22 protein-coding genes are annotated in these 25,566 nt (G+C 65.3%); 16 read left to right on the plus strand and 6 right to left on the minus strand.

Annotated features, from left to right (window positions below; genetic code table 11):
- Positions 1 to 160: 160 nt before the first annotated feature.
- Entirely contained in the window at positions 161 to 1,222 is a 1,062-nt protein-coding gene (locus ACVIGA_RS35825) for a ketopantoate reductase family protein (RefSeq protein ID WP_456669710.1), read from the plus strand.
- Positions 1,223 to 1,343: 121 nt separating this feature from the next.
- On the opposite strand, the gene ACVIGA_RS35830 is transcribed toward ACVIGA_RS35825, so the two are convergent.
- Both ACVIGA_RS35830 and ACVIGA_RS35835 read right to left on the minus strand, forming a co-directional pair.
- Entirely contained in the window at positions 1,344 to 1,946 is a 603-nt protein-coding gene (locus tag ACVIGA_RS35830) for a thiamine pyrophosphate-dependent enzyme (protein ID WP_456669711.1), read from the minus strand.
- A gap of 8 nt (positions 1,947 to 1,954) precedes the next feature.
- Entirely contained in the window at positions 1,955 to 2,506 is a 552-nt protein-coding gene (locus ACVIGA_RS35835) for a thiamine pyrophosphate-binding protein (protein ID WP_050405122.1), read from the minus strand.
- Between the two features lie 187 nt (positions 2,507 to 2,693).
- Between ACVIGA_RS35835 and ACVIGA_RS35840 the strand changes: the two genes are divergently transcribed.
- The 4 genes from ACVIGA_RS35840 to ACVIGA_RS35855 all read left to right on the plus strand — a co-directional run bounded on the left by ACVIGA_RS35840 (position 2,694) and on the right by ACVIGA_RS35855 (position 6,549).
- Entirely contained in the window at positions 2,694 to 3,659 is a 966-nt protein-coding gene (locus ACVIGA_RS35840; RefSeq protein ID WP_456669712.1) for a Bug family tripartite tricarboxylate transporter substrate binding protein, read from the plus strand.
- Positions 3,660 to 3,663: 4 nt separating this feature from the next.
- Positions 3,664 to 4,560 carry an amidohydrolase family protein gene (locus tag ACVIGA_RS35845; RefSeq protein ID WP_456669713.1) on the plus strand — a complete coding sequence of 299 codons (897 nt, stop codon included), beginning with the start codon at positions 3,664 to 3,666 and terminating at the stop codon, positions 4,558 to 4,560.
- Between the two features lie 15 nt (positions 4,561 to 4,575).
- Entirely contained in the window at positions 4,576 to 5,625 is a 1,050-nt protein-coding gene (locus ACVIGA_RS35850; RefSeq protein ID WP_456669714.1) for a hydroxyacid dehydrogenase, read from the plus strand.
- Positions 5,626 to 6,333: 708 nt separating this feature from the next.
- Positions 6,334 to 6,549, plus strand: coding sequence for a hypothetical protein (locus tag ACVIGA_RS35855; protein WP_456669715.1), 216 nt, complete (start codon positions 6,334 to 6,336; stop codon positions 6,547 to 6,549).
- 50 nt (positions 6,550 to 6,599) lie between these two features.
- On the opposite strand, the gene ilvD is transcribed toward ACVIGA_RS35855, so the two are convergent.
- From ilvD to ACVIGA_RS35870, 3 genes are all read right to left on the minus strand, one after another.
- Entirely contained in the window at positions 6,600 to 8,444 is a 1,845-nt protein-coding gene (gene ilvD / locus ACVIGA_RS35860; RefSeq protein ID WP_456669716.1) for a dihydroxy-acid dehydratase, read from the minus strand.
- Between the two features lie 144 nt (positions 8,445 to 8,588).
- Positions 8,589 to 9,482 (minus strand): MBL fold metallo-hydrolase, encoded by an 894-nt coding sequence (locus ACVIGA_RS35865; RefSeq protein ID WP_456669717.1) that lies wholly within the window; start codon positions 9,480 to 9,482, stop codon positions 8,589 to 8,591.
- 7 nt (positions 9,483 to 9,489) lie between these two features.
- The gene (locus ACVIGA_RS35870) at positions 9,490 to 10,701 is read right to left on the minus strand and encodes an ABC transporter substrate-binding protein (protein WP_456669718.1); all 1,212 of its coding nucleotides are present in this window, start codon (positions 10,699 to 10,701) and stop codon (positions 9,490 to 9,492) included.
- Positions 10,702 to 10,857: 156 nt separating this feature from the next.
- Here ACVIGA_RS35870 and ACVIGA_RS35875 point away from each other — a divergent pair, with 156 nt between their 5' ends.
- Genes ACVIGA_RS35875 through ACVIGA_RS35885 form a run of 3 tightly spaced genes read left to right on the plus strand, consistent with a single transcriptional unit; the run spans position 10,858 to position 12,974 of the window.
- On the plus strand, positions 10,858 to 11,559 hold the full coding sequence (locus ACVIGA_RS35875; protein WP_456669719.1) for a TetR/AcrR family transcriptional regulator: 702 nt from the start codon (positions 10,858 to 10,860) through the stop codon (positions 11,557 to 11,559).
- The gene (locus tag ACVIGA_RS35880) at positions 11,537 to 12,094 is read left to right on the plus strand and encodes a carboxymuconolactone decarboxylase family protein (RefSeq protein WP_456669720.1); all 558 of its coding nucleotides are present in this window, start codon (positions 11,537 to 11,539) and stop codon (positions 12,092 to 12,094) included. The genes ACVIGA_RS35875 and ACVIGA_RS35880 overlap by 23 nt, the downstream gene beginning before the upstream one ends.
- Positions 12,095 to 12,098: 4 nt before the next feature.
- Positions 12,099 to 12,974, plus strand: coding sequence for an SDR family NAD(P)-dependent oxidoreductase (locus tag ACVIGA_RS35885; protein WP_456669721.1), 876 nt, complete (start codon positions 12,099 to 12,101; stop codon positions 12,972 to 12,974).
- Between the two features lie 18 nt (positions 12,975 to 12,992).
- Here ACVIGA_RS35885 and ACVIGA_RS35890 read toward each other — a convergent pair whose 3' ends face one another.
- Positions 12,993 to 14,000 carry a LysR family transcriptional regulator gene (locus tag ACVIGA_RS35890; RefSeq protein ID WP_456669722.1) on the minus strand — a complete coding sequence of 336 codons (1,008 nt, stop codon included), beginning with the start codon at positions 13,998 to 14,000 and terminating at the stop codon, positions 12,993 to 12,995.
- A 79-nt stretch (positions 14,001 to 14,079) separates the two neighbouring features.
- On the opposite strand from ACVIGA_RS35890, the gene ACVIGA_RS35895 reads away from it, so the two are divergent.
- The 8 genes from ACVIGA_RS35895 (at position 14,080) to ACVIGA_RS35930 (ending at position 25,566) form a co-directional block, all read left to right on the plus strand.
- Entirely contained in the window at positions 14,080 to 15,105 is a 1,026-nt protein-coding gene (locus ACVIGA_RS35895; RefSeq protein ID WP_456669723.1) for an ABC transporter permease, read from the plus strand.
- A gap of 77 nt (positions 15,106 to 15,182) precedes the next feature.
- Positions 15,183 to 16,208: a sugar ABC transporter substrate-binding protein gene (locus tag ACVIGA_RS35900; RefSeq protein ID WP_456669724.1), complete on the plus strand. Its 1,026-nt coding sequence runs from the start codon at positions 15,183 to 15,185 to the stop codon at positions 16,206 to 16,208.
- A gap of 104 nt (positions 16,209 to 16,312) precedes the next feature.
- A complete protein-coding gene (locus ACVIGA_RS35905) occupies positions 16,313 to 18,445 on the plus strand; it encodes an ABC transporter permease (protein WP_456669725.1) in 2,133 nt (710 codons plus the stop codon).
- Positions 18,445 to 19,566 carry an SMP-30/gluconolactonase/LRE family protein gene (locus ACVIGA_RS35910; RefSeq protein WP_456669726.1) on the plus strand — a complete coding sequence of 374 codons (1,122 nt, stop codon included), beginning with the start codon at positions 18,445 to 18,447 and terminating at the stop codon, positions 19,564 to 19,566. The genes ACVIGA_RS35905 and ACVIGA_RS35910 overlap by 1 nt, the downstream gene beginning before the upstream one ends.
- A gap of 11 nt (positions 19,567 to 19,577) precedes the next feature.
- Positions 19,578 to 21,101 carry a sugar ABC transporter ATP-binding protein gene (locus tag ACVIGA_RS35915; protein WP_456670961.1) on the plus strand — a complete coding sequence of 508 codons (1,524 nt, stop codon included), beginning with the start codon at positions 19,578 to 19,580 and terminating at the stop codon, positions 21,099 to 21,101.
- 521 nt (positions 21,102 to 21,622) lie between these two features.
- Entirely contained in the window at positions 21,623 to 23,938 is a 2,316-nt protein-coding gene (locus tag ACVIGA_RS35920; RefSeq protein ID WP_456669727.1) for a bifunctional salicylyl-CoA 5-hydroxylase/oxidoreductase, read from the plus strand.
- 27 nt (positions 23,939 to 23,965) lie between these two features.
- The gene (locus tag ACVIGA_RS35925; RefSeq protein WP_456670962.1) at positions 23,966 to 24,715 is read left to right on the plus strand and encodes an SDR family NAD(P)-dependent oxidoreductase; all 750 of its coding nucleotides are present in this window, start codon (positions 23,966 to 23,968) and stop codon (positions 24,713 to 24,715) included.
- 11 nt (positions 24,716 to 24,726) lie between these two features.
- On the plus strand, positions 24,727 to 25,566 hold the full coding sequence (locus tag ACVIGA_RS35930) for an enoyl-CoA hydratase family protein (protein WP_456669728.1): 840 nt from the start codon (positions 24,727 to 24,729) through the stop codon (positions 25,564 to 25,566).

Here is a 25,566-nt window from a genome sequence, read left to right on the forward strand (position 1 = left end):
GGCAAATCGCCCGCGGGGATTTTCGTGGTCCCATGAATACCGGCATGGCACAGGCCCGCTTTTTTCATGAGGCGCCTGGTTGGCCTGACGGTCCGATCCCCTAGACTGGTCCGCAACAAGCGGGCGCAGCCAGCGGCCGCCTCAAGAGCAGGGTGGAAACATGGGTCGGAAGATCGCGATCGTCGGCGCGGGTGCGGTCGGCGGCTATGCCGGTGCGCATATGGTTCAGGCGGGTGAGGACGTCACCTTCATCGATCCCTGGCCCGAGCATGTCACGCACATGCGCAAGCACGGACTGCGCGTGACGCACGCGATGGATGTTGTGGAGTTCTCGGTGCCGGTGCGCGCGCTTGATGTCACCGACGCGCAGCAGCTGGCGAAGGAGAAGCCGGTCGACATCGCCTTCGTCTGCATGAAGTCCTACGACACCGCCTGGGCGACGATGCTGATCCGGCAATATCTGGCGGCCGACGGCTACGTCGTGTCGCTGCAGAACTGCATGAACGAGGAGACGATCGCCGGCATCGTCGGCTGGGGCAAGACACTCGGCTGCATCGCAAGCAGCATCACCGTCAATCTGCCGGAGCCCGGCCATATCCACCGAGGCGCCGGCAAGGGTGGCGCCGCGCATACCGTGTTTCGCGCCGGCGAGGTACATGGCCGCATCACCGCGCGGGCGGAGGAAGTCTGCCGGCTGGTCGGCTACTCCGATAGCGCAAAGGTGACCTCCAATCTCTGGGGCGAACGCTGGTCCAAGCTCGTCGCCAACGTGATGGGCAACGGACTGTCGGCCTGCACGGGTCTAGCGGGCGGTGAGGTGCTGCAAAGCGAACCGCTGCGCCGCTTCTCGACGCGGCTCGGCAGCGAGGCGATCCGCGTCGGCCAGGCGCAGGGCTATCAGCTGGAAGAGATCCTGCATCTGCCGCCCGAGACCATCGCGCGGGCCGGCGAGGGCGACGAGGCCGCGACGCGCGCCTGCGACGAGCAGCGCTTCAAGGATGCCAAGCGCACCTCATCCGCACAGCGCCCCTCGATGGGCCAGGACATGCAGAAGGGGCGCCGCACGGAGATCGAATTCCTCAACGGCTTTGTGGTGCGCGAGGGCGAGAAGCTCGGCCTCGCGTGCAATGCCAACGCCGCGCTGACCGACATCGTCAAGCGCGTCGAACGCGGCGAACTCGCGCCGGATCCGCGGCACATCACGGAGTTGAGGTTGAATTGAGCGACGTTGCCGTCATTGCGAGGAGCGAAGCGACGAAGCAATCCATCTTTCAGCGTGTATGGAGAGATGGATTGCTTCGCTACGCTCGCAATGACGGGCGGAGATGTCGCGGCAGCTTGTCCTACAGCAACTGCCTGACCCCCATCCCGCTCATGAACCGCTCGCGGATCTGCACGGGGTCGCGGCGGGTGGTGCCGGTGCCGGGCTTGTCGTCGATGCGGACGCCGATCAGGGTCGGGCCGGAGGCCTGTTTCGACTGTTCGATCAGCCGCTCGAAATCGTCCTCGTCGGCGGCCCAGGAGCTGTTCGCGATCCCGCTGGCGAGCGCGACCGCGACGATGTCGGTGTGGCCGGCGGCCGGCGTCGGCTGGCTGCCCGTGATCTGGTAGATGCCGTTGTCCATCACCACCATGGTCAAGTTCTTCGGGGCCAGCGTTGCGATGGTCGAGAGGCAGCCGAGCTGCATCAACAGCGAGCCGTCGCCTTCGAGCGCGAACACGCGGCGCTTCGGCTGCGCCAGTGCGACGCCAAGCGCGATCGGAAACGCAAGTCCCATGCTGCCCAGCATGTAGAAATTCTCAGGCCGGTGGCCGGCGGCCCAAAGATCGAAATTGGTGTTGCCGATGCCGCCGATCACGGCCTCGTCCTTCAGCCCGGCGACGAGGCGCTGGGTGAGCTCGAAGCGGTTCATCACCTTGGTGTTGCGCGCTTGTGTGCTGGTCATGGCTGATCTCACTTGTCGAAGGTCTTGCCGCCGGTCAACAGCGGCGAGAGGATCAGCGCCACCGGCGCCTGGGTGGTGACGGCCTGCTTGATCGAGCGGTCGGCGATGAATTCAAGTTCGTCGAGCCGGGTGATGGTGTGATGTTCCATCGCCAGCGAATCCAGCACCGGGCGCATGGTGCGGCAGACCAGCGCCTGGCCGTAATTGAACTCGCCGAGCGTTCCGCGTTCGGAGACGAACATGATCAGCGGGATCTGGTAGGGCACCGCGAGCGAGGCCAGCACGTTGGCAAGCGTGGCAAAACCCGAGGTCTGCATCAGCACCGCGCCGCGTGTCCCGGCCATCCAGGCACCGGAGACGATGCCGACGGCCTCCTCCTCGCGCGCGGTCGGAAACGTGGTGAAATAGGGATCGGCATGCAGGTCCTTGATCAGCGTGGTCAGCACCCGGTCGGGCACATAGGGCACCAGCTTGATCTCGTTCCGCTTCAGCGTCTGCAGCACGATGCCGTGCCAGGTGGTCGCCGTCTTCTGGGACGAGGCTTGTTCCGCGGCCGCCATCCTGTTCTCCCTTGTCACGCGACGCTGATGTTCGCTTGCGATCCAAAACTTGACGCGGTGCCTGCGATTGTCAACATGCCCCGACCGCATCGCGATCTGCGCAATTCGGTCATCGCAGCGCCGAACCGGCGTGCCATACAGGCGGTAACGACAAAGGGACGGAACGATCAAGGGACGGGAGGCGTCGATGGCCGGATGGGTCTGGCGGACCGCCATTGCGGCAGTGGCCATGGTTGTGGCCGGCCTCGCGTCCGCGCAGCCATACCCGGCAAAGGCCGTTCATATTCTCGTTCCCTATCCGCCGGGCGGCGGCGTCGACGTGCTGACGCGGACACTCGCCGAAGCCGTGTCGAAAACCTGGACGCAGTCGATCGTGGTGGAGAACCGGCCCGGCGCCGGCGGGGTGATCGCCTCGCAGGCGATCGCAAGCGCCGCGCCCGATGGCTACAATCTGATCATGGTGGCGAGCGGCCACGCCACCAATCCGTTCCTCTATCCCAAACTGCCCTACGACACGTTCAGGGATTTTTCGCCGATCTCGCTGCTCGCCTCGTCGCCGAATGTGCTGCTGGTGCGCGCGGACTCGCCGTTCAAGTCGGTCGGCGATGTCATCGCCGCGGCGAAGGCCAAGCCCGGCAGCCTGTCCTTTGCCCATGCCGGCAACGGCACCTCGACCCATCTGGCGGGCGAATTGCTCAACAGCATTGCCAAGATCGATCTCAACGCCATCCCCTACAAGGGCGGTGCGCCGGCGATCAACGATCTGCTGGGCGGACAGATTCCGATGTCGTTCAACAACGGGCCGGAATCGGTCGGGCAGTTGCAGGCCGGAACGGTTCGTGCGCTGGCGGTGACGACGGCGTCGCGTGCGCCGTTCCTGCCCGATGTGCCCAGCATGTCGGAAACTGTGCCGGGCTACGACACCGAGGTGTGGTGGGGGCTGCTCGGACCGGGCAACATGCCTGCGGATCTCGTTGCGAAGATCTCGCATGATTTCGTTGCGGCGGTGAACACCGATGCGGTGAAGGACCGTCTGGGCAAGCTCGGCGCGATCTCGATCGGCTCGACGCCGGAGCAGTTCGCCGCCAAGATCAAGGCCGACTACGACAAATGGGGGCCGATCATCAAGGCCGCCGGCATGAAGGCGGAGTAGGAAGATGGCTGAATCAGAGATTCCCGCCTGCCTGCCGCCGCGTCCGGTGACGCCGCCGAGAGAGAAGCTGCCGCCAAAGGCGTGCGATACGCATGCGCATGTATTCGGCCCGTCGGACCGCTTCCCCTATGCCGCCGATCGCAGCTACACGCCGCCCGACGCGCCGCTCGCGAGCTATCTCGGCATGCTCGATGCACTGGGCTTCACCCGCGGCGTGCTGGTGCAGGGCAGCGCGCATGGCCACGACAATTCGGCGATGCTCGATGCGTTGCAACGCGAGCCGGCGCGGCTGCGCGGCGTCGCGGTGGCCGATGCCGATGTGGCGGCGGGCACGCTGCGGCAATGGCATGTGCTCGGCGTGCGTGGCTTGCGCTTCAACCATTTCTTCCGCGGCGGGCAGTTGCACTATCGCGGCGGCATTCCACTCGGCGTCGCCGCGACACACGCACCCGTGATGGCCGAGCTCGGCTGGCATCTGCAGCTCTGGATCGACGTCAAGGACTTGCCTGACACTGTCCCGGCGCTGAAGGCACTGGGCCTGCCGGTCGTGGTCGATCACATGGGCCGCACCGATGCGGCCGCTGGCATCAACACCGCGGGCTTTCAGAGCCTGCTGCGCGCGGTCGGCGAGGGCTGGTGCTGGGCCAAACTGTCAGGCGCGCATCGCCTGAGCCAGCGCGCGCCGGATTATCCGGATGCGCGGCCATTCCACGAGGCGCTAGTGTCGGCCAACTCCGAACAGCTGGTGTGGGGCGGCGACTGGCCGCATCCGCGCGTCGAGGGCGAGATGCCCGACGCCGGCCATCTGCTGACGCTGTTCCAGGCGTGGACGCCGGACGCCGCGACACGCCACCGCATCCTCGTCGATAATCCCGCACGACTCTATGGCTTCCCAAACTGAAAGCTGCCCGAAGACATGACCGTCAACAACAAGCGCGTGTTCTACGTCAAATACCTCGCCCACGAGATGTACGTCGACATCCTGAAGAAGCGGCCGGATGTCCGGCTCGACCGTTTGGAGAACGAGACGCCGGAGGCGACGTTCGCGCCGGTTCTCGCCGACGCACATGCCTATCAGATCGGCGCCGCCCGCGACGAGTTGGCGCCGCATTTCCATGCCCATGCCGAACTGTTGAAGCGCGCGCCGAACCTGTTGATCGTGTCCTCGAACGGTGCCGGCTTCGATCCGGTCGATGTCGATGCCTGCACCGCGGCGGGCGTGCTGGTCGTCAACCAGTCCGGCGGCAACGCCAACTCGGTCGCCGAGCACGCGCTCGGCATGATGCTGACGTTGTCGAAGCGCATCATCCAGTCCGACCGCAGGCTGCGGCGCGAGGCCAACGTCAACCGCAACGACCTGATCGGCAACGAGCTGAACGAGAAGACCGTCGGCATCGTCGGCCTCGGCAATGTCGGCCGCCGCATCGCCGAGCTGTGCAAGGGCCTGCTGCACATGAAGGTGATCGCTTACGATCCGTACCTTGCGGCCGAGGAGATGGCGAAGCGGGGCGGGGAGAAGGTCGAGCTCGACGATCTCTTGCGTCGCGCGGACTTCGTCTCGATCTCCTGTCCGCTGGACGGCAAGAGCCGAGGCATGATCGGCGCGCGCGAATTCGCACTGATGCAGCCGCACGCTTACTTCATCACCACCGCGCGCGGCTTCATCCATGACGAGAAGGCATTGGAAGAGGCATTGCGAGAGAAGCGCATCGCCGGCGCCGGCCTCGACGTCTGGTCCAAGGAACCGCCGCCGCCGGATCATCCGCTGCTGCAGTTCGACAACGTGCTGGCGAGCCCGCACACCGCCGGCGTCACCCGCGAGGCGCGCATCAACATGGGCAGGATCGCCGCCGAGCAGATCCTCGACGCACTCGACGGCAAACGCCCGCCGCGCATCATCAATCCCGAGGTCTGGCCGGTCTACGCCAAGCGGTTCGAGAAGGCGTTCGGGTTCACGCCGGGGTAGGTCGACGATCATTGCTGTCGACGATGAAGTCAGCCAGGTGAGGTCGGCACGCTGGTCAGACCTCCCCCTTGTGGAGGCCGCGGCTGCGCGCGGCCAAAATATCGAAAACAACCCCATGCAAAGTAGCCGGCGGGCTGCCGGCGGTTCGATCGGGCAGCTTGACGCGTCGGGCAACTCAGGGGTGCATTTCCAATATACAGAAATCGTGCAAGCGCCCGGCCTTACGGGGGAGACACCGCAGGGGCGGAGGGAACTGTCCGCCGGTGCGTGCTCGCGCAAATGGCCGGTCGTGCGAGCGTTGTTGCGCGCGCAAAACATCGGAGAAAATCTCCTTCGTGTTGGCCTCGATCGAGGCAATAAACCCACTGTCGAAACGGCGCCCGGCAACGCGTCCGTTGCTATTTTCCCCGAGATATCGACGGCTTAGCCCGAAATCGCCATTTTCCCTTCGTGCCCGCCCGTTCGAGGCACGGAAGGAAGAAGTGTCATGCGACAGGTCCAGTCATTGCTCCGCAACGCGCCCGCCAGGATCGGCCGCCGCATTGCGCAGATCGTCGCGATCGCTGCCGCCAGCCTGCCGCAGGCCGGCGCCTAGTTTTCCACCGCCGCGAAGCGCCGCATCCGCGCGCGCTGAATTAACTCAACACCATTTCGCGTTAGTGCTAACGTGGTACCCCCGGGCTCTGCCGGCGCAGCAGGGAGGGTTCCATGTCGCGTTTCGTCGTTCAATTCATGAAGGACGTGCTCGGCGGCAACGGCCGCCAGCGCGAAGTTTGCCAGGGCGAACTCGAGGTCGACGCCTCGAGCGAAGGCCAGGCCACCGAGATGGCCAAGCTCATGTTCTGTCAGGAACAGGCACTCTGCGACTGGTCATTGCATGCCGACCGCATCCGGATCGAAGCGGCCGACTTGCAGGTGACCTGATGCGTCCAGAGCCCCGTTCCAATTGAATCGGCACAGGGCTCTGGATTGTTTCACTCCGGTAGGATGCGCACGGCACCCTTTGCCGCGCTGCTCGCGAACGCCGCGTAGGCCTTCAGCGCGGTCGAGACGGCGCGCTTGCGCGGCGCGGCCGGCTTCCAAGCCGCGTTGCCCTTGGCTTCCATCGCCGCGCGGCGACGCTTGAGCTCGGCATCATCGACCTTGAGGTTGACCTTGCGGTTCGGGATGTCGAACTCGATGATGTCGCCTTCCTCGACGAGGCCGATCAGGCCGCCTTCGGCGGCTTCCGGCGAGACGTGCCCGATCGACAGGCCCGACGATCCGCCGGAGAAGCGGCCGTCGGTGATCAGTGCGCAGGCCTTTCCGAGGCCCTTCGACTTCAGATAGCTGGTCGGATAGAGCATCTCCTGCATGCCCGGGCCGCCACGCGGACCTTCATAGCGGATCAGCACGACATCGCCGGCCTTGACCTTGTTGGTCAGGATGGCGTCGACCGAGGCGTCCTGGCTCTCGAAGATGCGGGCCGGGCCCGAGAATTTCAGAATGCTCTGATCGACGCCGGCAGTCTTCACGATGCAGCCGTCCTCGGCGAGGTTGCCGAACAGCACGGCGAGGCCGCCGTCCTTCGAATAGGCATGCTCGGCGTTGCGGATGACGCCCTCGGCGCGGTCGAGATCGACTTCTTCGAAGCGGCGATCCTGGCTGAACGCTTCCTGGGTCGGCACGTTGCCCGGCGCGGCGCAGTAGAAGTTGCGCACCTTGTCGCTCGAGGTGCGCACCACGTCCCAGCGGTTCAATGCGTCGGTGAGCGTCTCAGCATGCACCATCGGTCCGTCGGTCGTGAGCAGCCTGGCGCGATCGAGCTCGCCGAGGATCGCCATGATGCCGCCGGCATGATGCACGTCCTCCATGTGGACGTCCGGCACCGAGGGGGCCACCTTGCAGAGCACCGGCACCTTGCGGGACAGGCGATCGATGTCGGCCATCGTGAACGGCACGTCGCCCTCGCGCGCGGCGGCGAGCAGATGCAGCACGGTGTTGGTCGATCCGCCCATCGCGATGTCGAGCGTCATCGCGTTCTCGAACGATTTGAAGTTCGCGATGTTGCGCGGCAGCACCCTGGCGTCGTCCTGCTCGTAATAGCGGCGGGCGAGATCGACGATCAGATGGCCGGCCTCGACGAACAGGCTCTTGCGGTCGGCGTGCGTCGCCAGCACCGAGCCGTTGCCGGGCAGCGCGAGGCCAAGCGCCTCGGTCAGGCAGTTCATCGAATTGGCGGTGAACATGCCGGAGCAGGAGCCGCAGGTCGGGCAGGCCGAGCGCTCGATCGCCTCGACCTCTTCGTCCGACACGTTGGAGTCGGCCGCGGCAACCATCGCATCGATCAGGTCGACCGCGCGCTTCTTGCCCTTGAGCAGGATCTTGCCGGACTCCATCGGGCCGCCCGAGACGAACACGGTCGGGATGTTGAGGCGCAGCGTCGCCATCAGCATGCCGGGGGTGATCTTGTCGCAGTTGGAGATGCAGACCATCGCGTCGGCGCAATGCGCGTTGACCATGTATTCGACGCTGTCGGCGATCAGTTCGCGCGAGGGCAGGCTGTAGAGCATGCCGTCATGGCCCATCGCGATGCCGTCGTCGACCGCAATGGTGTTGAATTCCTTGGCGACGCCGCCCGCCTTCTCGATTTCCCGCGCCACGAGCTGTCCGAGGTTCTGCAGATGCACATGCCCGGGCACGAACTGGGTGAAGGAGTTGACCACCGCGATGATCGGCTTGCCGAAATCCTCGTTCTTCATGCCGGTGGCGCGCCACAGGCCGCGGGCACCCGCCATGTTGCGGCCGTGGGTGGTTGTGCGGGAGCGATAGGCGGGCATCGTAAATCCTTGGGCTATGGCCATTTTTTAGGGGAGATGGCAGCCCTTATGCCCGCCCGCAGCAGCCGATTCAAGCGCGGAACCGCATGGCTGAACCCCGCTATCCGACTTCGATCCCGGCCGCCGTGGCCGCGGCTCACACGCTCAACCCTCGAACCTGAACCTGAAGGCCTCGCCATGCCGGACCACGCGGCCCGCGGTCGGGGCGGGGAAGTGCCCGGTCAGCAGATAGCTCGGCGTGTCCGCCAATTGCTCCAGCAGCGTCACACGGGTGGCGAGCGCTGCCGCGGGATCGACATCGGCGGCATTCGACAGCCACGGCTCCGCGCACTGGATCGGATGATGGATCACGTCGCCCGACATCACGGCATGATCGCCGATGCCGTTGAGATGGATCTGCATGTTGCCGGCGGTGTGGCCCGGCGCCGGCGCAAAGCACAGGCCCGCGTCGCGGTCGTCGAACAGCAGGTGATCGGTCTCGACGAATTCGGCCTGACCGGCCGCGACAACGGGCAGCACCGAATCCTCGAACGCGCCGTGATTGACCGGCGTCGGCGGGTTCGCCCGGTGCGCTGCCTCCCAGTGGCGAAACTCGGCGCGTCCCATCAGATAACGCGCCTTCGGAAAGGTCGGCACCCAGCGTCCATTGATCAGCCGCGTGTTCCAGCCGACGTGGTCGACATGCAGTTGCGTGCACATCACGAAGTCGACCTGCTCGGGCCGCACGCCGAACGCGGCCATGTTTTCCAGATAGGGCTGGTTGAGATTGTTCCAGGCAGGCACGCGCGGGCGCGGCTTGTGATTGCCGCAGCAGGTGTCGACGACCGCGGTCCAGCGCGGCGTCCGCACCAGATAGGAGTGGTGGCTCAGGATGAAGCGACCGGTCTCCGGCTCGATGTAGCGGTGATCGAGCCAGCTTCGGTTCGCGGCGATCACCTCGTCCGTGACGTTGGCGAACAGCCATGTCTTGTCGAAGGCGAGCGCGGGGATTTCGACCAGCCGATCAATCCGCATGCTGCCGATCGTGATCTGGCGCATGCGGTGCTCAGTTCTTGATGAGTTCGCCGAACGGCACCCAGCGCGTGCCGTCGTAGCGGATCAGTTGCAGGCTGGTCATCGGCGTATACCGCTCCGGCGAATTGCTGACCGCCGTGCCGTTGATCAGCATCGGCAGATGCAGATCCCTGATGCCGGTCGCCTGCTTGATCACATTGGCGCGGGTAAGGTCGTTGCCGGCGGCCTTCAGCACCGCGGCCAGCGTCTGCGCGATGGTGTAGCCGTAGACATTGAGCCAGTCGCTCTTGTTGGCGTCGGGCAGATATTTGTCCATGAAGGTGACCCATTCCTTGTAGCCGGCATCGTCCTTGAGCGCGGGGTCGGTCGAGTCCTTCAGGTACTGGCTCGAGATGACGCCGGTGGAATTGTCCTTTCCGGCGGGTTCGAGCACGCCGCTGATCGAGGCCGAGACGTTGGAGATGATGGTGGTGGGCTTCCACCCGATCTCGCCGATCTTGCGGATCGCCTGCGTCGCGAATTTCGGCGTTGCCGCGACCAGCACGACGTCGGCGCCGCTGCTCCTGAGCAGCAAGATCTGCGTATCGACGGTGGGGGCGGTGGTCTCGTAGGCCGCGCGCGCCGCGATCGCCTCGGTGCTGCCGAGGCCTTCCTCCAGCGCCTTCAGATAGTCCTTACCGAGGTCATCGTTCTGATAGAGCACACCGATCCTGGCGTTCGGGTGGCTCGCCTTGATGTATTTGGCGTAGGCGATGGCCTCGTCGCGATAGGTCGGCTGCCAGCCGACAGTCCACGGAAAATTCTTCGGATCGTCCCACTTCGCTGCGCCCGAACCGAGGAAGAGCTGCGGCACCTTCCTGTCGTTGAGATATTTGTGCACGGCGCTGTTGGTCGGCGTGCCGACGCCGCCGAAGATCAACAGCACCTCGTCGCTCTCGACCAGGCGACGCGTCTGCTCCACCGTCTTCGGCGGGCTGTAGGCGTCGTCGGCGATCATCATCTGGATCCGCCGGCCGTTGATGCCGCCCTCGTCATTCACCTTGCGGAAATAGGCTTCCGCCGATTTCGCGATCTGCGCAAAGGCCGAGACGGGGCCGGACAGCGGTGCGGTGGTTCCGATCTTGATCGTCTTGTCGTCGGCGCCTGGATCGTATTTCGGGCTCTCGGCTCGTGCGGTGCCGGCGGCGATCAGCGGCAGCAGCAAAAAGGCCGCGCGCAAATGAGAGCGGACGAGGCGCGCCATGACGGAATCTCCCCAGATTGCTCTCCGCCTCTTCGGAGCGGAGTTGAAACGCGAATACTTCGCGCCTGCGCGGCGTGCGGGCCGTGACCGCTGCCGTACAGACGAACGATCGTTCGTACGTTGACTAACGAACGATCGTTCGTTAGTCAAGACGGTATGGCGGCTTCCACATCCAGCGCGGCCGAGGCGGTCGTGACCTCCACCCGCGAGCGCATCCTCAGCGAGGCGCTCAGCCTGTTCGCGCAAAGCGGCTATGGCGGCGCGTCGATGCGCGAGCTCGCGCGCCGCGTCGGCATCCGCGAGAGCAGCCTCTACAATCATTTTCCAGGCAAGGCCGCGATCCTCGAGGCGATCGTCAGCGAGCACGGTCCGGCGAGTTCGGCCGACCGGCTCGAGGCGCCGCGCTACCGGCAGCTCGCGCGGCAGCCGGCGGCGTTCTGCCGCCAGTTCGCGCTCGACCTCGTCGAACAATGGTCGGATCCGCGCGAGCATCAGTTCCAGAAGGTCATCACCGCCGAGCGCAACCGTGTGCCCGGCATCCGCGCCAAGTTCGCCGACCATTTCTACGCGCGCGAACAGAACCTGATGACGGACTATTTCCGCGGCTTCGCGCTCGCCGGACTGATCTCGACCTCAGACCCGCGCGAGGCGGCACGGCTGTTCGCGGCCGGCCTGATCTATGTCAGGCTCGAACATTATGTGATGGGCGCGCAGGCCTCGCCGCGGCCGAAGGTGATCGAGGCGATCGACCGCTATCTCGCGTTCTTCCTGTCGCTGATTGCGGCAAAGGACGCAGACACATTGGACAAGAAGCAACGAAAAAAGGGAGAGACGCGTGGCAAGGCTGCCTCTGATTGATCCGGACACCACGAGCGGCGACATCCGCGCCGCGTTCGACCGCATGCCGGTCAAGCTCAATATCTTCCGCATGATGGCTCACGCCGAGGCCAACATGATCCCGGCGATGCGGTTCGCCAATTCGATCCTGCACAAGCAGAAGCTGTCGGCGGTCAATCGCGAGCTGCTGATCCTGCAGGCCGCGCAGCTCGAGGGCGGCGCTTATGAGTGGCGGCAGCATGTGCCGATCGCGCTCGGCGTCGGCGTGACGCAAGCGCAGATCGATGCCGTCGAGCGCGGCAATTACGATGATGCCGCGCTCGACGCGGCGGAGCGTGCGCTGCTCGGCTTCGGCCGCGAGGTGGTCGAGAAGGTCCGCGTCGGCGAGGCGGCTTTCGCCGGCATGCGCGAGCACTTCAGCGATCAGGAGATCGTCGAGGCGATCGTCACGCTCGGCTTCTACATGATGATGGCGCGGCTGACGGAGGCGACCGAGACAGACCTCGATCCAGCCGCCGGCATGGCCGTCTATGAGGGCGGCAAGAAGCGGGGTTGATGGGATGTCGGAGACTTCGCAAGAGGCCAAGCAAGGGACCTCGCAAGACCCCAAGCCGGAGCGCTATGTCCGTCCGCTGAGCGCGGAATCGTCAGGCACCGCGCCGGGCAGGAGCCGCCTCAAGGGCCGCCGCATCCTGGTGGTCGGCGGCGGCCAGCGCGTGTTCGATGCCGCGACCGATCCGATCGGCAACGGCCGCGCGATGAGCCTGCTGTTCGCGCGCGAAGGCGCGCATGTCGCGGTCGCCGACCTCAACCGTGGCTCCGCCGAGGATACGGTCGCGCGCATCGCCGATGACGGCGGCCAAGCCTTCGGGATCGCTGCCGATGTCACCAGGGAGGCCGATGTCATCAGGATGATCGACGAGGCCCACCACGCGATGGGCGGTCTCGACGGCATGGTGCTGAACATCGGTACCTTCGGCAAGACCGGGCTCGACAATGTCAGCGCCGAGGAATGGAACAGGATCTACGACGTCAATGTCCGCGGCCCGATGCTGTGCTGCCGCGCGGCTCTGCCCAAATTCGCCGATGGCGGTTCGATCGTCTTCATCTCCTCGATCGCGGCGCTGAAGGCGGGATCGCAGATGGCGGTCTATGATTCCTCCAAGGCCGCGCTCGGCGGCCTGATGCGCAACATCGCGCATACCGGCGCGCGGCGCGGCATCCGCGCCAATCTGGTCTATCCCGGGCTGGTCGACACGCCGAATGGCCGCGAGGCCGGCGCGGGCCGGCCGTCGCGCGGCAAGAGCCAGGTTCCGTTCGGCCGCCAGGCGACGGCGTGGGAGATCGCCTATGCGGTTCTGTTCTTCATGTCGGATGAAAGCGTCTACGTCACCGCGCAGACGCTTGCGGTCGACAGCGGCCTGAGCGGACTCTAGCCGAGTTGAACTCCGCCGCTACTCCGCGGCGAGGCTGGTCGGCACCGGGATGCCCACTTTGGGGTGTGCCCTGGCCGCACGGCGGTTGTTCTTGCTGAAACGGCTGCCGGCCAGCAACGCCGCGGCGGCGCGCAGCTGCTCGCGCAGCCATTGATTGGTGGTGTCGCCCTCGGCAGTGGCATGCCAATAGAGATAATTGACGTGCGGGCTGATCGGGAACGGGCAGGGGAAGCACTGCAACAGCCCGGGATCCTCCAGCACGGAGGCGGCGCTCTCCGATGCCGTCAGCAGCATGTTGCTGCGGCTCACCACGTGGCAGGCGGTTGCAAAATTCTGGCAGGTCAGGCGCACGGTGCGGGTCAGGCCGAGCCGCTGGAACTGGAAGTCCTCGAACGACAGGCCGCTGCGCCGCGACGTCACGCAAACATGTTCCAGGCGCAGGTACGCCTTCTTGTCGAGCCGCTTGCCGAGCTCGGGATGGCCGCGCCGGGCGAACACCGCGATATGCTCGGTCAGGATCTGCTCGCGCCGCACCTCGGTTGAGAGGGGCAGCAGCGTATCGATCGCGACATCAAGCGTGCCGGCGGCAAGCTCGCGCTCCAGATTGTTGCGCTCGCTGCGCACGGTCGCGATCTCGACCAGCGGCGCGACAGTGCTGATGCGGTTGATCAGCGCGCTCAGCATCGGCGCCTCGAGGTTGTTGCGCAGGCCGATCACGAACCGCTTCGGCGTTCTGGCCGGATCGAAGCGGTTGGTGTGGGTCAGCGTCGTCTCCAGGCCGTTGAGCGCCTGGCGCACCGTGGTGATGATCTGGCGCGCCAGCGGGGTCGGCGTCATCACGTGATGGCGGCGCACGAACAGCGGATCGTTGAACATCGCGCGCAGCCGGCCCAGCGCATGGCTTACCGCGGGCTGGGTCAAATTGAGGCGGAAGCAGGCACGGCTGACGCCGCCCTCGGTGTAAATCGCGTCGAACACGACGAACAGGTTCAGATCGATATCGCGCACATGCATGGAAATAATCAATCCGTATCCGTCGAATGCATTTGACGAATATGAGTGGGCGCTCTTAAAGTCTCAAGCAAAATAATACCTGGAGGAAACGATGAGCGTGCAATCGCCATCGCGCGGCGTTGCTGTCCCTGCGGCATCATCTCGCTCGGGCTCAATGTTCGCAAAGCCGAGCCAGGAGCAGATCGTGCTCCTGATCACGATTGCGCTTCTGGTCGTGTTCGGCCTGACGCTGAACGGTTTCGCCACAGTCTCCAATCTCCTCAACCTGTTGCGCAGTATTTCCATCCTCGGCGTGCTCGGCCTCGGCATGGGGCTGATCGTGATCAGCCGCGGCATCGACCTCTCCGAGGTCGCGATCATGGCGGGTTCCTGGGCGATCGCACTGATCTACATGCAGAACGGCATGCCCTTTTTCACGGCAGTGCTGCTGGCGCTGGACATTGCGGTGCTGATCGGCGTCGTCAACGGCGTCATGGTCGCCTTCGTCGAGGCGCCGGCGCTGTTCGTGACGCTGGCCGCCGGCTTCGTGATCTATGGCCTGGCGTTCTGGATCGCGCCGGCCTGGGTGGTCTACGCGCCGAAGGACGCGCCGGGCCTGATGTATCTCGGTGCTGGGCGGCTGTTCGGCATCCCGGTTCCGATCCTGGTGTTCGCGGTCTGTGCGATCGCGATGCACCTGTTCCTATCGCGCACCTCGATCGGGCGCTTCATCTATGCGCAGGGCGACAATCCGGAGGCCGCGCGGCTGACCGGCATTCCGCTGCGTCCGCTGATTGTGCTGGAGCACGTCTTGGTTGCGCTGCTCGCATGGATTGCAGGCCTGGTCTGGGTCGGTACCACGGGCAGCATGCAGATGGCGATCACCCAGGGCACCATGATCTTCGACGTCGTGCTGGTCGTCGTGATCGGCGGCATCAGCCTGATCGGCGGCCGCGGCAGCGTGTTCAGCGTCGTGGTCGGCTGTGTCCTGATCGGCACGCTGCTCAACGCCTTCACCATCATGGACGTCAACAGCGAGGTGCAGAACATCATCAAGGGCGTGGTGCTGCTGGCCGCGATCGTGCTCGACAACTGGCTGCATCCCCGTGACGAGGAGACTGCGCGGCAAGGAGACTGAAACAAGGCGACTGAGCGCGCCGCGCCAATCAAAAAAACAATTCCAATCAATCAAAAGAATTTTGTGTGGAGGAGACGATGAAGACGACCAAGTTCTGGACGACCCTGCTCGCCGGGGTGACGCTCGCCGCGATGCCGTTCGCGGCATCGGCGCAGGAGGAAGGTACCAAGGCCGGGCGCGAGCTGCGCGCCGCCTACGACAAGTCGCTGCAGGGCAAGACCGTCGCCTATCTGCCGATTGCGCTCGGCGTGCCGCTGTCCGACGAATGGGGCCGCGTGGTGCAGGAAGAGGCCGAGTGGCGCGGCATGAAATACATCGTGCGCGACCCCAACAACAATCCCTCCGCCATGCAGCAGGCGCTGACCGCGCTGGTCGACCAGAAGCCCGACGTCCTGATCGTGCAGAATCCGAGCGTGACGCTGCTGATGAAGGATCTGAAGCGCGCCGAGGCCCAGGGCACCCATGTGATCCAGGTCAACATGGCCTCGAACTACAAGTCCGGCGCCTTTGTCGGCGTCGACTGGCGCGAGATCGGCAGGATGCTCGCGAACGAAGCCGTCAAGGCCTGCGGCACCGGCTCCGGCAAATCGGGCAAGGTGCAGATCGTGCAGGGCGAATTGACCGCAGCCGCCAGCGTCGATCAGGTCGGTGCCATCATGGATGTCCTGAACAAGGATCCCAACATCAAGGTGGTGTCGAACCAGGCGGCGAATTGGGATGCCAACACCGCGCTCAACATCACCGCCACCGTGATCCAGCAGCATCCCGATCTCTGCGCGTCGATCGGCTTCTGGGGCATCATGGAGTCGGGCGCCGCGCAGGCGATCCGCAATGCCGGCAAGATCGACGACGTGAAGGTGTTCGCCTCAGGCGAGGGCTCGCAGCTCGATTGCGACCAGGTCACATCAGGCAATTTCAGCAAGTTCCTCAGCTACAAGGCGACCGAGCAGGGCCACGACCTGATGTTCGCAGCCGAGACGCTGCTGATGTCCGGCGACAAGCCCGGCACGAAAAACCTGTCCTATTACACGCGGCCGATCTGGATCGATAAGTCGAACGCCTCGCTCGGCGGCACCTGCTTCGCGCTACCCAAGAAAAACTAACGAGGCGCGAGACAGCCGGCGCGGGGGGCATTCCCGCGCCGGCTGTATCACGGGTCAGAATCCGGAGACGTTGAAACCGGATCAGGAGTGCTTTGGCGATGTCGATGGCAGTTGATTCCTTTTCCGCTTCGGTGCGGCGGTTCTCACCCCGGCTCCTGCTGTCGGAGCTGTTGCTGAAACAGTGGTTCGAGCCGGTCGTTCCCTTCACCGTGATGATCGGGCTGTGGGCGTATTTCGCGCTCACCATTCCCGACTATGCCTCGGTGCAGAACTCGGTCTCGCTGCTGCGGCTATTCGCCGAATTCGGCTTTGTAGCGCTCGCGATGGGCTTCTGCCTCGTCACCGGCGGCATCGACCTTTCGGTCGGCGCGATCTTCGCGCTGTGCAATTTCGCGGCGCTCTACTTCCTGCTGGTGCGCGAATGGCCGGTCGGCCTCGCGGTGCCGGCGACGCTTCTGGTCGGCGCGCTGCTCGGCAGCATCAACGGTTTTCTGATCGGCTTCCTGAAGACGCGGCCGTTCCTGACCACGCTGGTGACGCTGATCATCCTGCGCGCCTCGGTCAATCTGCTCAACACCAGCTACGCCCAAGTGTTCGCGACCAATTCGGTCGAGAGCGACGCCTGGGATTTCATCGGCGGCGGCAGCGTGCTCGGCATTCCCGTCAATGCCGCGACGCTGTTCGTGGTGCTTTTGGTCTGCCACATCTTCCTGTCGCGCTCGCGCTACGGCTGGCATCTCACCGCGATCGGCGCCAGCCGCAAGGCGGCGCGCCATGCCGGCATCCGCGTCCGGTTGATGCTGTTCATGACCTATGTGCTGTCGGGCACGCTGTGCGCGGCGAGCGGTATCTTCTATGCGGCACGCCAGGCCTCGACGGATTCCACCACCGGCGTGGGCTGGGAATTCCAGGCGCTGACCGCCGTGGTGCTCGGCGGCGTGTCGCTGGCCGGCGGCAAGGGCACAGTGTGGCGGGCGATGATCGGCGCGCTGATCATCTTCCTCTTGATCAACGGCCTCGTGCGCATGGGTATCCCGGGTTACGTCACCTCGGCGGTAACCGGCATGATCCTGCTCGCCGCCGTCGGCATCGACGTCAAATGGTCGAAGAACCGCGGCAAGGCGATCCAGAAGATCTATGTCAATCCGGCCTTCGTGCCGCTGGCCTCCGCGCCCGCGGTGCAGCCGGGCGCGGCGTCGCCCTACGCGCAGAACGACCGGCTGATCAACGCGCAGGCGATCGGCGTCGATCAGGTCGAGGGGCCCGAGGACGTCATCCTCGACCGCCAGGGCCGGCTCTACGGCTCGACCCGCGACGGCAATGTGATCCGCTTCTCGGGGCCCGACTTCAAGACCCGCGAGGTGTTCGCCCATATCGGCGGGCGGCCGCTCGGCATGCAGTTCGATCGCGACGAGAATCTGATCGTCGCGGTCGCGGGCATGGGCGTCTACGGCATCGCGCCCGACGGCCGCATCTTCAAGGTCACCGACGAGACCAACCGCACCTGGTACAAGCTGAACGACGACAGCCGCCTGCGCATGGCCGACGATCTCGACATCGCGCCCGACGGCAAGATCTATTTCAGCGACTGCACCACGCGCTACGAGATGACCACCAACACCCTCGACATCCTCGAGGGCCGGCCCAACGGCCGCGTGGTCTGCTACGATCCGGCGACCAAGACCACGCGCACGGTGATCAACCACTTCTATTTCCCGAACGGGATCTGCGTCTCCCACGACGGCAAGTCGATCCTGATTGCGTCGACCTCGCTGTGCAAGGTGTTCCGCCACTGGATCGACGGGCCGAACAAGGGCAAGACCGAAGTGCTGATGGACGAGTTGCCGGGCAACCCCGACAACATCAACCGCGCTTCCGACGGCACCTATTGGCTGGCGCTGGTCGGCATCCGCACGCCAACCTTCGACCTTGCTGCGCGCAAGCCCGGCTTCCGCCTGCGCATGGTCAAGCAGGTGCCGGCCGACGAGTGGCTGGCGCCCGCGCTCAACCATGGCTGCGTGCTGAAGTTCAACGAGAAGGGCGAGGCGCTGGAGTCGTGGTGGGACCCGACCGGCATCTCGCATTCGACCCTGACCTCGATGCGCGAGCATCAGGGCTATCTCTATCTCGGCGGGCTCGAGAACAACCGGATCGGGCGCATCAAGCTCGACGGCGTCGACGACAGCTGGACCGGCTACGATGCCTATTGGGGCGCCAAAAGCAGGGTGACGAAATAATGGGATTTTTCGATCATCTGCTGCGCGATATCCGCAGCGTCACCGACCGCGACGGCGGCCAGAACGCGATCCCGCCGCTCGATGGCGCGATGAGCCCGAACGACCGGCTCGACACCGCGGTGCCGATCGGCGAGCCGCTGCCCGGAATCGACGACGTCATCGCCGCTGGCGACGGCGCGATCTATGTCTCCGCCGGCCGCCAGGTGCTGAAGCTCACCGGTGCGGATTTCGCGACCCGCACGGTTGTCGCCGAGTTCGAGGATGATGCCGGCGGCCTCGCGCTGCATCCGGACGGCCGCCTTTTGGTCTGCGTTGCGGGCAGGGGGCTTGCCGCGATCGATCCCGCAAAACCCGCGCCGCGTTGGCTGGAGGCTGCCGGCGGCAGCGCGCTCACGGGGCTGTTGTCGGTCACGGCGGCGCCCGATGGTCGCATCTATGCCGTCGAAGGCAGCGCCGGCCGCCGCCCGAGCGAGTGGCGGCACGATCTGATGGAGAAGCGCGCCGGCGGCCGCCTCATCGGCTGCGGCGCCGGCCTCGACGATCCGCAGGTACTGCTCCGCGATCTGCCATATCCCTACGGCGTGATGGTCTCCGCCGACGGCAAGAGCCTGTGGCTCACCGAGAGCTGGGCGCATCGCCTCAGCCGGTTCGCGCTAGCTGGCACGGGCCTCGGTCCGCGCGAGACCGTCGCCGCCAACATGGCGGGCTATCCGGCACGGCTGCATTCGGACGGCCATGGCGGGGCGCTGCTCGGCGTGTTCGCGCGCCGCACTCATTTGATCGAGTTCGTGCTCAAGGAAGACGACTTCCGCGAGGAGATGATGGCGACGATGCCGCCGGAGTACTGGGTGGCGCCGGCGCTGGTCGGCGGCAGCGATTGCCTGGAGCCGATGCAGATCGGCAGCGTCAAGGCGCTCGGCATCCAGAAGCCATGGGCGCCGCCGCGCTCCTATGGCCTGCTCGCGCATCTCGACGCCGAGGGCGAGGCCAGCGACAGCCTGCACAGCCGCGCCGGCGGCCGCTTTCACGGCATCACCGCTGCCTGCGCGACGCCCTCCGGGATCGTGATCGCGGCGCGGGGCGCCGGACGGCTGCTGCGCTACACGGGAGAGCTGCGATGAATGACGGCGTGATGCAGGCGGCACCCGCCACTCAGTCGGCAGCCCGCGAGCCGGTGCTGCGGATCAGCAACGGCTCCAAGATCTATGGCGGTGTCCACGCCATCGAGGGGGTCAATTTCGATCTCTATCCCGGCGAGGTGCACGCGCTGGTCGGGGAGAACGGCGCCGGCAAGTCGACGCTGTGCAAGGCGATCGCGGGTGCGATCAATCTCACCTCTGGCGACTACCTGCTGGACGGCAAGCCCGCCAATTTCGAGCAGCCGCGCGACGCGCTCGATGCCGGCATCTGCATGGTCTATCAGGAGACCAGCCTGGTGCCGACAATGACCGCGGCGCAGAACATCGAGCTCGGCAACGAGAAGCTGCTGACGCGGTTCCGCACGCTGAACATTCAAGCCCAGCAGCTGTTGCAGTCGCTCAATTTCCACGTCGACCCCGCGACGCCGGTGGCGCTGCTCGGCACCGCAAAGAAGCAGATGGTGGAGATCGCGCGCGCGATCTACAACAAGGCGCGCATCATCATTTTCGACGAACCGACCGCGTCGCTAACGCCGGAGGAGATCGTCCACTTCTTCCACCTGGTGCGCGACTTGCGTGCCCGCGGGGTCTCGATCATCTACATCTCCCATGCGCTGGAAGAATCGCTGCAGATCGCCGATCGCATCACCGTGCTGCGCGACGGCAAGCTGGTGATCACGGCGCCCGCCAAGCAGCTCACCCGCGATGCGCTGGTGCAGCATATGGTCGGGCGCGAGGTGGCGCAGGCGGTCTATGGCGGCAGGGAGAAGACCCATCAGCGTCGCGAGAAGGTGCTGACGGTCGAGAACGTCACCATGGGCATGGCGGTCAAGAACATGTCGTTCTCGGTTTATGCCGGCGAGGTGGTCGGCATTGCCGGCCTGATCGGCTCCGGCCGCACCGAGATCGCCAAGATCGTCTATGGTGCGCTGAAACGCAATCTGGTCAATGGCGGCACGATCCGGCTGCGCGGCAAGCCGATCCGCTATCGCGTGCCGCGGCAGGCGATCAATGACGGCATCGCCTACATCACCGAGGACCGCAAGGCCAATGGCTTCTTCGAGACCATGGTGGTCGACGACAACGTCTATATCGGCAGCCTCGCCACGCGGAAGGGCTGGAGCTTGCTGCTGTCGCGCGCCAGGCGCAGCAAGCTCGCCAGTTACTGGGTCGACCGGCTCAAGATCAGTGCGCTGCAGCGCAAGGCCAGGATCGTCGAGTTGTCCGGCGGCAACCAGCAGAAGGTGGTGCTGGCCAAGACCCTGGTGCAGGAGCCGTCGATCATCTTCTTCGACGAGCCGACGCGCGGCGTCGACGTCGGTACCATCCCGCACATCCACGGCGAAATCCGCCGGCTCGCCGACGAGGGCAAGGCGGTGGTGGTGATCTCGTCCTATCTGCCGGAGATCCTCGCGGTTTCCGACCGCATCCTGGTCGCCCGCACTGGCCGCATCGTCGCCGAGTTTGATGCGGCGGACGCGACCCAGGACAAGATCCTGTACGCCGCGGTGCATTGAGGCGCGCGCGACGTCTCTCCGCTGTCATTCCGGGGTTCACGAAGCGAGAGCCCGGAATCCATTTCGCCGCACATGATGCGGCCTGATGGATTCCGGGCTCAGCCCTTCGGGCTGCCCCGGAATGACGGGGAGCGAGATGAGCAGTGCGGATTAGTGCAGCTAGTCCGCCATCTTGCCACATCGCCCTAAAGTGACGCCGACACATGCGCGCCGGCGGCGCCTCATCCTCGATGTCGTCCCGGCGAAGGCCGGGACCCATAACCACAATTTGTCATTATTGCGCGTTGCTGGAACGACGAGTCCCGCCGGCAAGGCCTGCTGCGGCGTATGGGTCCCGGCCTTCGCCGGGACGACAGCAATGGGTGAGCCGACAACCACCCTTGACAATTATTTTAAGTATAAAATAATATGCCGCATCGGCTGGCAGGGAAACTGACCCCGGCCGAAGCCAGAGCATGATCCGGAAAAGTGGCCCCCGGTTTTCCGACGCGATCATGCTCAAACGGAAAGGCGAGAACGCCATGCGCATCGTTTGCATTGGAGGCGGGCCGGCCGGGCTCTACTTCGGCATCCTGATGAAGATGCTGGATCCCACGCATGTCATCTCCGTGGTCGAGCGCAACCGGCCCTACGACACGTTCGGCTTCGGCGTGGTGTTCTCCGATGCGACCATGGACAACATGCGCAAATGGGACCCGGTCACCGCTGATACGATCGAGCAGGCCTTCAACCATTGGGACGACATCGAGGTCCTGATCAAGGGCCGCCGGATGCGCACCACCGGCCACGGCTTCGTCGGTATCGGCCGCAAGCGGCTGCTCAACATCCTGCAGGCGCGCGCCGAGGAGCTCGGCGTCGAATTGATCTTCGAACGCGAGGTCAATTCCGATCTCGAATTCCCCGACGCCGATCTGGTCGTGGCGTGCGACGGCGTCAACTCGAGGGTTCGCGCAAAATATGCCGAAACCTTCCAGCCCGACATGCTGATGCGGCCGAACCGCTATATCTGGCTCGGCACCGTCAGGCCGTTCGATGCCTTTACCTTCGATTTCCGCAAGACCGAGCATGGCTGGTTCCAGTCGCACATCTACAAGTTCGAGGAGGGCGCGGCGACCTTCATCGTCGAGACCACCGAAGAGGCGTATCTCGCCCACGGCCTCGACAAGATGGATCAAGGAGAATCCATCGCGTTTTGCGAGAAGGTGTTCGCTGAGATTCTCGAGGGGCATCATCTGGTCTCCAATGCGCGGCATCTGCGCGGCTCGGCCTGGCTGTCATTTCCGCGGCTGATCTGCGGCAAGTGGACCGCGTTCAACGGCAGCAGTCATGTCGTGCTGATGGGCGATGCCGCCCACACCGCGCATTTCGCGATCGGCTCGGGGACCAAACTCGCGCTGGAAGATGCGATCGAGCTCACCAACCAGTTCAAGATCCACGGCGCAACGAAGGACAGCATTCCCGCCGTGCTGGAGGCTTACGAGGAACTGCGCCGGGTCGATGTGGCGCGGATCCAGAATGCCGCGCGCAATGCGATGGAATGGTTCGAGGTGGTCGGCTCGCGTTATGCCGATACGCTGGAGCCGGAGCAGTTCATGTATTCGCTGCTGACCCGCTCGCAGCGCATCAGCCACGAGAATCTGCGGCTGCGCGACAAGACATGGCTCGAAGGCTATGAGCGCTGGTTCGCCGAGCGCAGCGGCGTGCCGGCCACCAACGAGCGCGTCACGCCGCCGATGCTGACGCCGTTCCAGATCCGCGGCCTGTCGCTCGCCAACCGGATCATCGTCTCGCCGATGGCGATGTATTCGGCGGAGGAGGGCGTGCCCAACGACTTCCACCTGGTGCATTTCGGCTCCCGCGCGCTCGGCGGCGCAGGGCTGCTGTTCACCGAGATGACCTGCGTCTCGCCGGAGGCGCGGATCACGCCCGGCTGTTGCGGGCTGTGGAACGACGCGCAGGCGGTGGCCTACAAGCGCATCGTCGAGTTCGTGCATCGCAATTCGCAAGCCAGGATCGGCATCCAGCTCGGCCATGCCGGCCGCAAGGGCTCGACCCGCGTCGGCTGGGAAGGCATGGACGAACCGCTGCCTGACCATAACTGGCCGCTCGTGTCGGCCTCGCCGGTGCCTTACCTGCCTGACGGCCAGATCCCGGAGCCGATGAACCGCGCCGAGATGGACGAGGTGCGCGATCAGTTCGTTGCCGCCGCCAGGCGTGGTGCCGCCGCGGGCTTCGACATTTTGGAGCTGCACTGCGCGCACGGCTATCTGCTGTCGAGCTTCCTGTCGCCGCTGACTAACCGCCGCACCGACGACTATGGCGGATCGATCGAGAACCGCGCGCGTTATCCGCTGGAAGTGTTCCGTGCGATCCGCGCGGTGTGGCCGGAGGACAAGCCGATGTCGGTTCGCCTGTCCTGTCACGACTGGGCCGAGGGCGGCAACACGCCCGAGGATGCGCTGGCCTTCGCAAGACTGTTCAAGGCGGCGGGTGCCGACCTGATCGATTGCTCCTCGGGCCAGGTCTGGGCCGACGATCATCCGATCTATGGCCGGCTCTACCAGACGCCGTTCGCCGACAAGATCCGCAACGAGGTCGGTATCGCCACCATCGCGGTCGGCGCGATCTCGGAGGCCGACCACGCCAATTCGATCATCGCCGCCGGCCGCGCCGATCTCTGCGCCATCGCGCGGCCGCATCTCGCCGACCCGGCCTGGACGCTGCATGAGGCCGCGAAGATCGGCGTCAAGCAGATCGCCTGGCCGAAGCAGTATCTGTCGGGCAAGTCGCAATACGAGGCCAATCTCGAACGCGTAGCCGCGGGAGTGAAGGCATGACAGGGTTCTGGCCCAACGCCACATGCGCTGGTCACGGGTGCCGGTTCCGGCATCGGGGCCGCGACGGCAATCGCGCTCGCAAGAGCCGGCGTGCGCGTCAGCATCGCCGGACGTCGGATCGACGCACTGAAGGCGACGGCGGCGTTGCTCGGAGCGCACGCGGGCGCCGCCGTTTCGATCGACGCGACCGATGAAGCTGCGGTGACCAAAGGCGTCGCGCAGATCGAGGCCGAGGCGGGCCCGATCGACATCCTCGTCAACAATGCCGGCAAGGCCGCCAGCGCGCCGTTCGACAAGACGAGCGCGGCGCTGTGGGCGGACATGCTGGCGAGCAATCTCTCCAGCGTGTTCCTGGTGACGCATGCGGTGCTGCCTGCCATGGCGCAGCGCGGCCGCGGACGCGTCATCAACGTGGCCTCGACCGCAGGCCTCACCGGCTACGCCTATGTCTCGGCCTATGTCGCCGCGAAGCACGGCGTCATCGGCCTGACGCGCTCGCTGGCGCTGGAGTATGCGCGGCGCGGCGTCACCGTGAATGCGGTCTGCCCCGGCTACACCGACACGCCGCTGGTGGCGGATGCCGCCGCCAACATCGTCGCCAAGACCGGGCGCAGCGAGCAGGAGGCGCGGGCTGCGCTCGCCAAGGTCAATCCGATGCAGCGGCTGGTCACGCCGGAGGAGGTCGCCGACACCATCCTCTGGATCGCGTCCGAAGGTGCATCATCAATCAACGGACAAGCCGTCGCAGTCGCCGGCGGCGAAGTCTTTACCGGGTGAAGGAACAGATCATGTCCGAGATGAAAGCAAAGCTCCGTCCGTTCAGGGATTATCCCGCAAAGCACTTCCGCTGGTCGACCGACGCCAGTGGCCGTGTCGCAACGATCACGCTGAACCGGCCGGACAAGAAGAACCCGCTGACCTTCGAGTCCTACGAGGAGCTGCGCGATCTCTTCACCAACCTCAAATACGCCTCTGACGTCCGTACCATCGTGCTGACCGGTGCCGACGGCAATTTCTGCTCCGGCGGCGACGTGTTCGAGATCATCGAGCCGTTGACGCGGATGGCGATGCCGGACCTGCTCGCCTTTACCCGGATGACCGGCGAAGTGGTGCGGGCGATGCGCAAATGCCCGCAGATCATCGTCGCGGCGATCGACGGCATCTGCGCCGGCGCCGGCGCGATGCTGGCGCTGGCATCCGACCTGCGGCTGGCGACGCCGCTGGCCAAGACCGCGTTCCTGTTCACCCGCGTCGGGCTTGCCGGCGCCGACATGGGCGCGTGCGGATTATTGCCACGCGTGATCGGGCAGGGCCATGCCGCCGATCTGCTCTATACCGGACGCGCGATGAGCGCCGACGAAGGTTTTGCGTGGGGCTTCCACAACCGCCTGGTGCCGCCGGCCGAACTCGCCGCTGCCGCGCAGGATCTGGCGCGCTCGCTTGCGGATGGACCGTGGTTCGCACATGGCGTGACGAAGACGATGTTCAATCAGGAATGGGCGATGGGCGTCGACGAGATGATCGAGTCCGAAGCGCAGGCGCAGGCGATCTGCATGGTGACCGGCGATTTCCGCCGCGCCTTCGAGGCCTTCGCCGCCAAGCAGAAACCCGCCTTCGAGGGCAATTGA

The sequence above is a fragment of the Bradyrhizobium sp. USDA 3240 genome, from assembly GCF_054063295.1.